The sequence below is a fragment of the Nostoc sp. CMAA1605 genome, assembly GCF_021596505.1.
Taxonomy (GTDB): Bacteria; Cyanobacteriota; Cyanobacteriia; order Cyanobacteriales; family Nostocaceae; genus Trichormus.
The window spans coordinates 18,888-31,434 of sequence record NZ_PJIZ01000073.1 but is presented as its reverse complement, the minus strand read 5'-3'; the positions used below and the strand labels follow the sequence as shown (position 1 = coordinate 31,434).

The 12,547-nt window shown below is 39.4% G+C and carries 10 protein-coding genes; 7 read left to right on the top strand and 3 right to left on the bottom strand.

The genetic code is table 11. The annotated features are described in order from the left end of the window. Positions 1-9 precede the first annotated feature (9 nt). From CV014_RS21270 to CV014_RS21255, 4 genes are all read left to right on the top strand, one after another. Complete coding sequence (locus tag CV014_RS21270) at positions 10-213, top strand: hypothetical protein (protein WP_236143856.1); 204 nt, start codon at positions 10-12, stop codon at positions 211-213. Positions 214-345: 132 nt separating this feature from the next. Continuing rightward, on the top strand, positions 346-1,701 hold the full coding sequence (locus CV014_RS30470) for a restriction endonuclease subunit S (protein ID WP_236143855.1): 1,356 nt from the start codon (positions 346-348) through the stop codon (positions 1,699-1,701). Then, a complete protein-coding gene (locus CV014_RS21260; RefSeq protein ID WP_236143854.1) occupies positions 1,698-4,757 on the top strand; it encodes a type I restriction endonuclease subunit R in 3,060 nt (1,019 codons plus the stop codon). The genes CV014_RS30470 and CV014_RS21260 overlap by 4 nt, the downstream gene beginning before the upstream one ends. 1 nt (position 4,758) lies before the next feature. After that, on the top strand, positions 4,759-5,463 hold the full coding sequence (locus CV014_RS21255) for a M48 family metallopeptidase (protein WP_236143853.1): 705 nt from the start codon (positions 4,759-4,761) through the stop codon (positions 5,461-5,463). Between the two features lie 57 nt (positions 5,464-5,520). Here CV014_RS21255 and CV014_RS21250 read toward each other — a convergent pair whose 3' ends face one another. The 3 genes from CV014_RS21250 to CV014_RS21240 all read right to left on the bottom strand — a co-directional run bounded on the left by CV014_RS21250 (position 5,521) and on the right by CV014_RS21240 (position 10,110). Next, positions 5,521-7,971, bottom strand: coding sequence for a S8 family peptidase (locus CV014_RS21250; protein ID WP_236143852.1), 2,451 nt, complete (start codon positions 7,969-7,971; stop codon positions 5,521-5,523). Beyond that, entirely contained in the window at positions 7,964-8,977 is a 1,014-nt protein-coding gene (locus CV014_RS21245; protein ID WP_236143851.1) for an AAA family ATPase, read from the bottom strand. The genes CV014_RS21250 and CV014_RS21245 overlap by 8 nt, the downstream gene beginning before the upstream one ends. 620 nt (positions 8,978-9,597) lie before the next feature. Continuing rightward, positions 9,598-10,110 (bottom strand): TniQ family protein, encoded by a 513-nt coding sequence (locus CV014_RS21240; RefSeq protein ID WP_236143850.1) that lies wholly within the window; start codon positions 10,108-10,110, stop codon positions 9,598-9,600. 376 nt (positions 10,111-10,486) lie between these two features. Between CV014_RS21240 and CV014_RS21235 the strand changes: the two genes are divergently transcribed. The 3 genes from CV014_RS21235 to CV014_RS21225 all read left to right on the top strand — a co-directional run bounded on the left by CV014_RS21235 (position 10,487) and on the right by CV014_RS21225 (position 12,493). Beyond that, entirely contained in the window at positions 10,487-10,798 is a 312-nt protein-coding gene (locus CV014_RS21235; RefSeq protein ID WP_236143849.1) for a hypothetical protein, read from the top strand. Next, positions 10,791-11,075, top strand: a complete 285-nt coding sequence (locus CV014_RS21230) for a helix-turn-helix domain-containing protein (protein WP_236143848.1) — start codon at positions 10,791-10,793, stop codon at positions 11,073-11,075. Before CV014_RS21235 ends, CV014_RS21230 begins: the two co-directional genes overlap by 8 nt. 104 nt (positions 11,076-11,179) lie before the next feature. Further along, positions 11,180-12,493 carry a hypothetical protein gene (locus CV014_RS21225; RefSeq protein WP_236143847.1) on the top strand — a complete coding sequence of 438 codons (1,314 nt, stop codon included), beginning with the start codon at positions 11,180-11,182 and terminating at the stop codon, positions 12,491-12,493. The last annotated feature ends 54 nt before the right edge of the window (positions 12,494-12,547 follow it).

Here is a 12,547-nt window from a genome sequence, read left to right as displayed (position 1 = left end):
GATAAATAAATGATGACACCAATTGAATTGAGAAAAAAAGGTTATCAGGTTTTAGTAGAAAATTTGGGTCAAGTTGACGCTATTAGGTTTTTACAACAAGCTGGATGGGGAAGCGGTGACTATACACAAGAAAGAAAGGAAATTTTAGATCAGGTGACAAGAGAGGAGTTTTGGGAAGACATTAAGCGGATTAGAAATAGAAAGGTTAATTAAGATTTTTGAATGATTAATACAGAGGATTCAGGAGTTAGCGGAACGGTATGATACGCCTTTGTCGCAGTTGACAAGTAGGGTGGATGAGTTTACGAGTAAGGTTGAGGCACATCTGCAAAAAATAGGGTTAGTGTGGTGATAGAAGAAAACATACCAGAGGGCTACCAAAATACAGAGTTAGGGATTATTCCTGATGATTGGAATGTTAGGGAATTAGGTAGTATTTCCAAAGTTGTGAGAGGTGGATCTCCAAGACCAGCAGGTGATCCAAAGTTTTTTGGTGGAATCTCTATTCCTTGGTTAACTGTAGCAGCATTGACTAATATTCCAGAGTCTTCTATATATGTTTCACAAACAATCGGATTTTTAACAGAAGAAGGTGCCAAGTATAGTAGAACATTAGAAAATGGAACACTAATCATTGCAAATAGCGGTGCAACTCTAGGAGTTGCCAAAATTCTTGCAGTAAAATGCTGTGCTAATGATGGCATTGCTGCATTTATAGACTTAAATAAAGACGCTGACAAACTATTTTTATACTATGTTTTGAATGCCAAAACCAGAGAGTTTAGGGAAGTAGTAGCAACAGGAAACGGTCAGCCAAACTTAAATACTGCTTTAATTGGTTTAACAAAAATATCTCTCCCTCCAACAATAGAAGAACAAAAAGCGATCGCCCAATCTCTCAGTGATGTCGATGCCCAGATTACAGCGTTGGAGCAACTCATCACCAAAAAGCGCAACATCAAGCAAGGTACAATACAGCAACTACTCACGGGCAAAAAACGCTTGTCCGGTTTTAGTAAGGTAACTGACACAAATGTATCAGACAATTACAATAATACTGAGGTGGGTATTATTCCAGATGATTGGGACGTAAATACTCTTGCCTCTATTACACCTCAAAATATGAAATATGCCATTGTAGATGGCCCATTTGGTTCAAATCTTAAAACAATACATTATCGCAAATCAGGTATTCCCATTATTACAAGTGGATACGTTACTGATGGATTTTTTAAGGCTGACAATTACCTCTATGTAGATACAGATAAATTTAATCAAGAAAAAAGAAGTTCTGTCAGTGGTGGTGATATTGTAATGGCAAAAATAGGAGCAAGATGCGGTGCAAGTGCCATCTTTCCAATTCATCATGAAGTAGGAATATTATCTGGAAATGCTTTAAAAATATCTGTTGATAAAACAAGACATAATACATATTTTGTATGGCAATTACTATGGAATTTATATGTAACTGGAAAAATTGAATTACTAAGAACAACAGGCGCACAACCAGCAATTTCAATTGCAACCCTTAAAAAATATAAAATACCCCTTCCCTCACTTCCAGAACAAAAAGCGATCGCCCAAGTCCTCAGCGACATGGACGCAGAAATTGAAGGCTTAGAACAAAAGCGCGATAAATACAAAGCCATCAAACAGGGAATAATGCAAGAACTACTCACCGGAAAAACGAGATTGCTATGAACCAAGTCGGACAACCAGAACGCCAAACCCAAAACCGCATCGTGCAACTATTCCAGCAACAACTAAAATATCGCTATCTGGGTAATTGGCAAGACCGACCGAACAACAGCAACATCGAAACCGACATCCTCACCGCCTTCCTGCGCGACAAACAAGGCTACAGCAACAGCCTCATCACCAAAGCCTTGTATGAACTCAACAAAGTCGCAGGCGACCAAAGCAAAGGTCTTTATGACATCAACAAAGAAGTTTACAGTTTCCTGCGCTATGGGGTGAACGTCAAAGAAGAAGCTGGCGAAAACTCCCAAACTGTTTGGTTAATTAACTGGGACGAACCCCTAGAAAACGACTTCGCCATAGCCGAAGAAGTCACCGTCAAAGGTGAAAACACCAAACGCCCAGACATTGTACTGTATGTTAACGGCATCGCCCTTGGTGTCCTGGAACTCAAACGCAGCACCATCTCCGTTTCCCAAGGTATCCGCCAGAACCTCGACAACCAAAAATCAATTTTTATTAAGTCCTTCTTCCACACCATGCAGTTTGTCATGGCAGGTAACGACACCGAAGGACTCCGCTACGGCACTATAGAAACCCCAGAAAAGTATTACCTCACCTGGAAAGAAGATACTCACAGCGATATCCCCAACCCCTTAGATAAAAATCTGTTGCAACTGTGTGAAAAACAGCGTTTTTTAGAACTCATCCACAACTTTACCGTCTTTGACTGTGGTATCAAAAAACTCTGCCGTCATAACCAGTATTTTGGCGTTAAAGATGCCCAAGATTACATCCGCCGTCAAGAAGGTGGCATAATTTGGCACACCCAAGGCAGTGGTAAAAGCCTGACGATGGTTTGGCTCACCAAATGGATTCGGGAATATAATTCTAATGCGCGTGTCTTAATTATTACTGACCGTGATGAACTCGACCAGCAAATTAAAAGCGTGTTTCTAGGGGTAAATGAAAACATCTATCGCACTAAAAGCGGTAGAGACTTAATTACCCAACTGAATAATACTACTCCTTGGTTGCTCTGCTCCTTAATCCATAAATTTGGCAGAAAGGACGGTAAAAAAGGTAAAAAAACTCAAACCCACTACGACAACTACATAGCCGAACTCAAGCGCAGTTTACCCCAAGATTTTCAAGCCAAAGGCGATCTTTATGTCTTTGTCGATGAATGTCACCGCACCCAATCAGGTGATTTGCACAAAGCCATGAAGCAAATTTTACCCAATGCTTTGTTTATCGGTTTTACTGGCACACCCCTACTTAAAAAAGATAAGAAAACAACTATAGAAGTTTTTGGTGATTACATTCACACCTACAAATTTAATGAAGCAGTAACCGATAACGTTGTCTTAGATTTGCGCTATGAAGCTCGCAACGTTGACCAATATATTACCTCACAAGACAAAATTGATAAGTGGTTTGAAGCCAAAACTCAAAACTTAACTGAATCTGCCAAAACGGAACTAAAAAGACGCTGGGGTACGATGCAAAAAGTCCTCAGTTCCAAATCACGACTAGAAAAAATTGTTGCAGACATCATTCTAGATTTTAATACTAAAGACCGCCTGCAAAGCGGTCGGGGTAACGCCATACTCGTCAGTAGCAGTATTTATGAAGCTTGCAAATATTACGAATTATTCCAAAATACTGGCTTTACAAAATGTGCAATTGTCACTTCCTATGATGCCTCTCCCCAGAGTATTAAAGGTGAAAGCACCGGAGAGGATGAACTCACCCAAAAGCTAAAGCAGTACGAAATTTATCAAAAAATGCTCAATGGTAAAACGCCAGAGAAATTTGAGGAAGATGTTAAAAAGCAATTTATCGAATCACCCGCCCAAATGAAGCTATTGATAGTAGTTGATAAACTGCTGACAGGCTTCGATACTCCCCCTACCACCTATCTTTATATTGATAAATCCATGCGTGACCACGGATTATTTCAAGCCGTTTGTCGCGTTAATCGGCTAGATGGGGAAGATAAAGAATATGGTTACATTATCGACTACAAAGACCTATTTAAAAGCTTAGAAAAATCAGTTAAAGACTACACATCTGAAGCCTTTGAAGATTATGAAATAGGTGATATTGATGGATTATTAAGCGACAGATTAATCAAGGGTAAGGAACGCTTAGAAATTGCTAGAGAAAGCATCAAAGCTCTGTGTGAACCAGTAGAACCTCCCAAAGATACAGATGCTTATGCACGTTATTTCGGTGGCGCGAACGATGAGCCAGAGCAGCGCACAGACAACCAGCAAAAACGCCTTGCACTCTATAAATACACAGCAGCTTTAATTCGAGCCTACGCCAACCTAGCTAATGACATGGAAGAAGCTGGATACACCCCAGCAGAAATCACAATTATTAAACAAGAAGTTAAATATTACGAACAGGTACGCGCCGAGGTAAAACTACGCAGTGGCGATTATATCGACTTAAAAACCTATGAACCCGCCATGCGTCACCTGATTGATAGCTATATCGGTGCAGAAGAAAGCGAAGTTATTTCCGCCTTTGACGATATGACACTGATTCAGTTAATTGTCGAACGCGGAGCTAATGCAGTTGACGCATTACCCAAAACTATCAAGCAAAACAAAGTAGCCGTAGCCGAAACCATCGAAAACAACTTACGCAAAGTCATTATTGATCAACAACCAACCAACCCCAAATATTTTGAAAAGATGTCCACCCTGCTGGATGAATTAATCCAAGTCAGGAAAGCTGCTGCTCAAGACTATCAAGCCTACTTGCAGCAAATTGTTGCATTAAGTAAACAAGTTGTTGAACCTAGCAACTCATCACAGTATCCTCAATCATTGAACTCTCCCGCTAAAAGAGCGTTATACGACAACCTAAATCAAAATGAAGTATTAGCTCTAGCGATAGACGCAGCGATTCGCAAAACCAAAAAAGATGGTTGGAGGGGAAAGACAATCAAAGAACGCGAAGTAAAAAATGCCATTAAACAACATCTAGATTCCCCAGAAGATTTAGAACGCATTTTTGAAATAGTCAAAAGCCAAAGCGAGTATTAAAATGCACCCAATAACAGTCGGTGAACTCGTCATAGACGTTACCAGAAAAGACATTAAAAACCTACACTTGGCAGTACATCCCCCAGATGGTCGAGTACGTATTGCTACCCCATTACATCTTGATGACGAAGCAGTGCGTTTATTCGCCATCTCCAAACTAGCCTGGATTAAAAAGCATCAAGCTAACTTTGCAGCACAAGAACGCCAGTCACCAAGAGAATTTGTCTCTGGTGAAAGCCATTATTTTCAAGGTAAACGCTATTTACTGAATGTAATTTATTACCAGGGAACTCCCAAAGTAGAAGTTAGAAATAATACTTATATTGACCTGTATGTGAGAGAAGGAAGTAATCAAGCGCAACGCCAACAAGTCATGATGTCCTGGTATCGACAGCAACTAAAACAGGAGATTCCCCCATTAATCGCCAAATGGCAAAAAAACATAGGCGTTCAGGTTGAAGACTGGGGGATAAAACTGATGAAAACCAAATGGGGTACTTGCAACATTCAAGCCAAACGCATCTGGCTCAACCTGGAACTAGCGAAAAAAGACAAGCACTGCTTGGAGTATGTTGTAGTTCACGAAATGGTACATTTGTTAGAACGTCATCATGGCGATCGCTTCGTAGCTTTGATGAATAAATTTATGCCCAATTGGAAATTTTACAAGGATGAGTTAAACCGTTCTCCCCTCAGCAGTTACTAAGTGCCATTGCTTGGGGGGGAGGGGATAGTCAGGGATATTTTATTTCAATTTATATTTTTAATACCCAGCCTGGGTTTGAGCTTCGATAGCAGCTAGAATATTTTGTACTTCAGCATATATTGGGGCTGATTGAGTTGTGTCTTCTAAACGAACAACCACTGCATAAGGAACAGGATTAGCATTTTCTCGACCCCACTTTTCGTATACTGCTATAGCCAGAGTGTAGAAATTTTCACTGTGTTCTTGACGATGAATCTTCCACTCAAAAACATCATGTTGTACTGTGCCTCTAGAACGTAAAGTCACGCCTAGTTGAAACCTTAACTCTTTTGGTGAATCAGCTTCACCTTCGTCTACAGATATCTCATTATTAATATCCTCAAACCCTAATTCATCTTCTTCTAAAGACATTTCCTTTTTAATATCTTCACGCTCCACATCTCCCCTAAACATACGCCACTTTAATGTTGTGCCTAAATATCTTTCTAATCCCCAACGTTGTACTTCAGGGGCATGAACTACAGTGACTGTCAAACGTTTAGTACCCCTGTCTGCTTCTACCAAGCAAACAGGTACGGGGATATCAAAGTAAGCAACAGTGTTAGGAATTATTTCTCCTTGAAAAAAAAGGATAGCTGAGTATGGGTCACAATAGGTAGCTCGATTATGATCTGGCATACCATAACCAACAATATTTAGCCAGTGTTTAGGTTGAATACTATTCATTTCGCTACGGAAATACTCAAAACTTGGCTCTTCAGGATAAGACGCTGAATTTACTATAAATGCTTTAAGTAATGGTGCAGAGATGTAGTCTAAACCAAGAGATTGCAGGTCACTAAGTATTTGTGCCAATTTATGAACTACACGAGGAGCAGCGAAGCTAGTTCCTGAGTTATGAGCAAGTGCAGGAGTAATTTGATTACTTGCCATCACTATATTAGTACCTAAATTTGTACGAATAGAATTATTTTCATCAATCAAATAGTTACCACCGAGTTCAACAAGTTCGGGTTTTATTTCTTGACTAATTCCTGGCCCACAACGGGTAAAAGGAGATGGTTGTTTTTGTTCAGCAATTGCCATTGCAGTTGCTACATTACCTGCGGCTAAAGTTGTGGCAGCTAAAGAACCAACAGTAAGTGATAAAGCAGATTGAGCAGGATCAAGAATACTTGCTTCTTCATCAACAAAGTATTTTGGGTAAGTTATTCCATCTTGCCAGTAATATCGGATTTCATTTGTAAGAATATTTCCTGCACTAATAACGAAAACTATATCTTTTTCCCTTGAAAGTCTATCAATAGTCCTCGCTATCCAAGACCGCCGAGGAACTGTTCTTTTGGCTTCCGCATTCCATTTCCTATTAATTATGCCAACTGATAGATTAAAAATTCGCACTCCTAGCGGAGCAAATGTATCCACAACTTCAATTATTATTTTGGAGAAAAGACGCTCATCTTCTAACGAATTTTCGTGATCAAGAACCCTAGCACTTGCAATCCAAACTTTTCCTTCGTTATCAGAGCCAGGATAACCATTTAAAGCATAATAAGAAGCTAAAGATGCTACTCCAGAACCATGTCCATGTTCATCATAGGGATTATCAAGAGCAGATTTTAAGAATGAACGAACAAGATCCTCACGTACTACTGGCTGGAGAAATGGATTCCCAGGAGTAACACCTGAATCAACAATACAGACAATTGGAGCATTGTCTGGTGGACTGATAAATTGTCCTAAGCTTTGAATATTGAAATTGTTATAAGTTTGAATAAAAGTCTCGAACTCTGGACGAGCATCAAACCAAAATATTTTTGTTTGCCATTTTTTATCTTCTACTAGCTGTTGAAACACTTGTCCCGTACAGCGAATCACAGCACGACAAGTTCCTTTTATTTCCTCATGTTCAAAAATATTTCCATAGGGAGGTTGTCTCAACAATTGTTCTAATTCAGCACGAATCGCTATAAGTTCTTGTCTTTGCTGATTTCTACCCTTTTCTAAAGACATTATTTCTATTTCGCAAATAATCCATTCTTGCTTAATTAGTTCATCATATTGCTCGAAAAATACTTGGCATAAACGGTCTTTAGGTTCTCCTTGCTGTATCTGATTAATAGCAGCTAAGTATTCGTTAGGAGCTTGACCTTTATTCAAATCTCCTGTGCCAAAATCTTCAACTTTTTTGAGTAAATTATCAAGCCTATCTATTTCGGGGATTATTGCTAAAGTTATGTTTTCTGTTGGCTCTGCTACAGGTTTTATTCCAATAAGTTTAACAGGTCTTTGATGCTTAATTTTTACAAATACTGACTTTCGCTCTTCATCCGGCATTTCTCTAAGCAAGTTTGCCAAAGGTTCAATTTGATTTCTTAAAATGTAAGCTATTTCTTGCCGACGAGCTAATACTTCTGGAGGTAGAGGAGGAAGACGACGACTTTTCTCAGAACGACGTTTAACTATTTCAGGTTGAATCAAAGAAAAAATCGGGAAGTCATTATTCATTAATTACTACCTCAAGTTTAGACTTCGCAGCACTTGTAGCCTTTTTATAAGCTTTGATTTGTTCCAAAATATCACTACTTTTTAGACTTTCTCTACCTTCAAGAATCATAGTCTTAACACCTTCAACAGTCACAGTTTTAATCTCAGCATATGAAAAAGAACTCATATTTTTCGATAAGTATGCAACTGAACCATCAAAATTAACTCCGTTTAGGAGAGTTTTCAGATATAATTCTCGCTCTGTTTTATCTGGCAGAGGAAAGTGAATAATGTCATCAAAGCGTCGCCAAAGTGCAGGATCAAGGAGATACTGATGGTTACTTGCAGCAATAATAACACTTTCAGTAGACTGAAATGTATCCATAGCCTGTAACAAACTGTTCACAACCCGCTTTAGCTCACCTACATCATTTGGATCATCACGGTTTTTCCCAACTGCGTCAACCTCATCTAATAACAGAACCATAGGTGTATTGTTCGCAAGGTTGAATACACGCTGAAGATGAGATGCGGTATCACCTACAAAACTAGAAATAACCGCACTCAGTTGTAACATTCCTACAGGCAACCCAAGTTCATAAGCCAGGTAATTGGCTGTAAATGTCTTTCCGCATCCGGGAGACCCCCAAAATAATAGTTTAGTCTTCGGCGTATAACCGTATCTCGCAAGTAATTTGCGCTTTCGATGTTCTTCTAGTACCCGTTCTATCTTTGCTTTAGTCTCTTGACATAAAATAATCTTTGTTGCGTCTACTGAACTTTCATGAAGAGTTATGAGTTCTTCTCCACTACGTTTATCCTTGGGTACTAATGTAAATAAGTTGCCAGAATTTTTAGCCAGTTCTCGATACGACCCCAAAGCTTTTTTTAAATCACTAGCCAAAGAATGATGGTTAGCTGCCAGTTCTTCTGCAATTAATGCCTCTGCTGCTTGATAGAAAGCAGCGTCATTGCGATTGCGAAAAGCCTGAAAGAGTTTTTTCAGTTGTTCATTGGCTACCACCATAATCATGTTAAGTTTATCAATTAGATTTTTGAACAGGTATATTTGCTCTAAGAACAATTACTTCAAATTATGTTTACTTGTTTGGATAATATACTAATTTATATTTCTTTTAATAAAGTCTTATAAAAAAGAGATTTTTTAATGAAAAGGTTTGATGATTCAGTTACATATAATTATGCCTGAATTTTAATTGAATAGTGTAATTTGCCTTAAAACATAAAAATTATAGACATTTATAAAATAATTTTCAGAATCAAGTTTCAAACACTAGGGATAAAGGTTTTTATTGGTCAGCGATGCTTTTCAGCTAATTTATAGACTTATTTAGCATCATAATTCATGAAGACGTAAAGGTTTTAAAGTAAAAGCTTGACTGAAACATAGTGAACGTCTTTGTATGGGTTCAAAATTCTAGTGATGCACCAATAATAGAAAAACTAAACACTAACGTTAACTTTAATAGTACAATTATACTATTAAAATGCTAGATACATCCCTAACCTGGGGTGTGAACTTTAAAACCTTTAGCTCATAAGGCTTCATGCAAAATATGTGCTGCTTTCTTGTCCTGGGAATCGAAACACTAGGTTCAAGAGATAAAAATTGAACAAAAGTATTATCTAATAACCTTTTTGTCGCTTTTTCATACTCCTAAAAGGCGCGTGACATTTTTGACATTCTCCATCTTCCCATAAAGCTGGGATAGCAAAACGTTCTTTGCAAAAGGGACATTCTGAAAGCAACCGTAGCCGATGTCGCTCACAGCCTGCCGTAGATTGAAACTGCCACTCTAATCGATGATATGGTTGCTCTGCATAACACGCAGCACACAAGCGTATTGGCTCTAGTTTCATTTTTTCACCCTTGGGTGGGAGCATTTTAGCAATTCGGTCGGCATCCAAGCCGATTAATTTACCAATAGCTTCTAATTCCTTTTGACTGGGAAAGGGATTAAACCGAAATTTCTCCCATCTTGCTAATACTGGGCCAATTCCTGCGGCTTTACTTAAAGTTCCAGGCGACGATACGCAAACAGCTTCGTGTCGCCTAAATCGACCGAAATAGTGACTGATACTCTCTCCCTCCTGGGGTTCGATGTACCAAGGTGGATGTACAACAACTTCTCGCTCCATAACTTACATTTAATCACTTCAAAGTCTGCCATAAACGAAGAAAACAAACCTTTTGACCAAGTACCAATGCCATCAAAGTTCAGTCGGGTATCTTGGCAGCAAGCTGGTTAAAATCTGAATGCTTAGATTTATATTCGGTAAACCGAACCTAAATATTCGGTTTACCGAATCAACCAAAGCAAGAACGCACCCAAGAACTTCAGGAATCTTTTCTCAGAGTTACCAGATATTTGCTTCTCAACAGTTGTGCTAACTAGCCCAATGTTTAACAATGTTTAATAATGTGTCACAATGTTTGTTTGCTAAAGTAGCAATACTCGAAAAAATTAATTTACTGAAGAATGCTTGATAGTTTTTGAGATATAGGAAAGTCTCTATGTCTGATATCCTCACCCAAATACCGCCAGTCGCTTTACCAGAAGTAATTCCAAGTAATTTACCTCAGCAGAAATTTTATATTGGTGAATGGGTGCGCTGGTTTCAAGTACCCAATGGCGACTTTGGTTGCATCATTGGAGTTATCTACACCCACCAAGCTAGTTGTATGGCCACTGGGTTACACTACTTGATTCTTTTAGATGAACACAGTCCTTCTCGTGAAATCTGTACCTGCGACTTCGCCTTTGAGGAAGATATCGAACCCCTAGACCAGTCATCCTTGGAACAGCTTAGGGGCAATTATGTCTGATACCGAAAAATCCCAGAAATTGCTAGAACTGCACAACCAAATGTTCATGTCCCCCCAAGACTTTAGCTACCGTTGGGGATTCGGTTATGAAGAACTAGCCAAAATCTGCTCCATCTCAAAATCCACCACATATCATTGGCTAGGTGGACAAGCCAGCCGCCGTGCTGCTGGATTACCTTACCAGAGAATTATGGCTGTCGCTGACTTTTTACTTGCCAACACGGAGGTCATTCAACCTCTGTTGGAACAGTGGCATCAGTCTCAACCGCCAAATTAATCAGTCAGTTTTTGCAAATTGACAAAACTTTTCTCTATCTCCTTGACCCAGCCAAAAAACAGATAGTAGGGTGCTTGTTATCGTCACCAGCTACCAACTGATTCATGAACCGCGCCACTCAGGACTCTTACTATCTGCCCTCTAGTATTGAAATCACAGAGAATCATGTCCTGATTTCTCGCATGGCTCTCCCGCTTCAGAATGCCATCAGCTACCTCAAACAATTTCCCCAGTCAGAATATGAAGATATTTGTCTCGATGCCTTTGAGTTGGGATTTCTCTGCTTGCAAACTACTCAAGCTCGTAACGGCAACGAATTAGTCAAGCAGCAGATGGAATCTTTATTGGTGGAATTTCACCAAGCCGTCAAAGTGATTGCTGAATCTTTCCAGCAAGAATTGGTTAGTCAGATTGGCACAGATAATGGTCAATTATTAGCCCCACTGCAATCCCAAATTAGTCAAACTTCAGCTATTCTCACAGAGAAACTCAATAGCGTCAGCACTTTGCTGACACAGGACATCGACCCTGCCAAGGAAACCTCTGTTGTTGGTCGCTTCCTTCAAACATTACGTCATTTATTAGATGCCAAACGCTCAGATTCTATTCAAGGGGCATTCAAAGCAGCATTAGCAAATGTCACTACTGAAAACGGTACTTTGGCAGTGACAGTGAGAAATGTAGTTGCTGAGTCTATCAAACCCTTGATTGAACAAGTGGAAAAACTGACTCTAGAAATCCACGACACCCAGGTGACACAACAGGTACTTCAACAGACAACAGCAAAAGGTACTAGCTATGAAGAATTAGTTGTTGGTGAATTACAAACTTGGTCAAAGTCTAATGGCATAGAGGTAGAGCATATTGGTAACGATAAGGATACAGGTGATATTCTCGTCAAGTTCACTAGTAAATCCCTAGCGGCAATAGAACTATCAATTGTAATTGAAGCGAGAAACAGACCTTCCAAGCCGTTTGGTCGCCAAGCAATTGCTCAACATTTACAGCAGGCGATGCTGCGGCGTTCTGCAAATGCAGCAATTTTTTTAAGTTATTCCCGTGAGGGACTAGCACAGGAAATTGGTGACTGGGCAGAGGGTGTGACTGAAGCTGGTTGCTGGATTGCGACAACTCAGCCATTTTTGATTATTGCGATTCGGTTTCTAGTCATTCAACAACGAGTGACTCAACTGCGTACTTATCAGTCAAAGATAGATGTGACTGTTATTGAACAGCAGCTTGAGCAAATTCGCACAGCTTTGGGACGCATCAGAACTATCAAAAAATCCCTCACAGATATTGGTAAGGGTGTGACCTTAATTCAAGCTGAGGTGGATGCTCTCAATAGGGATATTCAATCGGCGTTAAAATCTGTTGAGCAAACACTGAGTTTTGTTGGCAGTAACAGTATGGACTAAAGTCTTAGTGTTAGCCTGTAGTAAATATAGTAGTCTACAAAATAAGTGCCTCTC

What these genes read in the sequence shown, in the direction of transcription:
- CV014_RS21270 (WP_236143856.1), top strand. Translation starts at nt 10, where the DNA reads ATGATGACACCAATTGAATTGAGAAAAAAAGGTTATCAGGTTTTAGTA.
- CV014_RS21260 (WP_236143854.1), top strand. Translation starts at nt 1,698, where the DNA reads ATGAACCAAGTCGGACAACCAGAACGCCAAACCCAAAACCGCATCGTG.
- CV014_RS21255 (WP_236143853.1), top strand. Translation starts at nt 4,759, where the DNA reads ATGCACCCAATAACAGTCGGTGAACTCGTCATAGACGTTACCAGAAAA.
- CV014_RS21250 (WP_236143852.1), bottom strand. Translation starts at nt 7,971, where the DNA reads ATGAATAATGACTTCCCGATTTTTTCTTTGATTCAACCTGAAATAGTT.
- CV014_RS21245 (WP_236143851.1), bottom strand. Translation starts at nt 8,977, where the DNA reads ATGGTGGTAGCCAATGAACAACTGAAAAAACTCTTTCAGGCTTTTCGC.
- CV014_RS21240 (WP_236143850.1), bottom strand. Translation starts at nt 10,110, where the DNA reads ATGGAGCGAGAAGTTGTTGTACATCCACCTTGGTACATCGAACCCCAG.
- CV014_RS21235 (WP_236143849.1), top strand. Translation starts at nt 10,487, where the DNA reads ATGTCTGATATCCTCACCCAAATACCGCCAGTCGCTTTACCAGAAGTA.
- CV014_RS21230 (WP_236143848.1), top strand. Translation starts at nt 10,791, where the DNA reads ATGTCTGATACCGAAAAATCCCAGAAATTGCTAGAACTGCACAACCAA.
- CV014_RS21225 (WP_236143847.1), top strand. Translation starts at nt 11,180, where the DNA reads ATGAACCGCGCCACTCAGGACTCTTACTATCTGCCCTCTAGTATTGAA.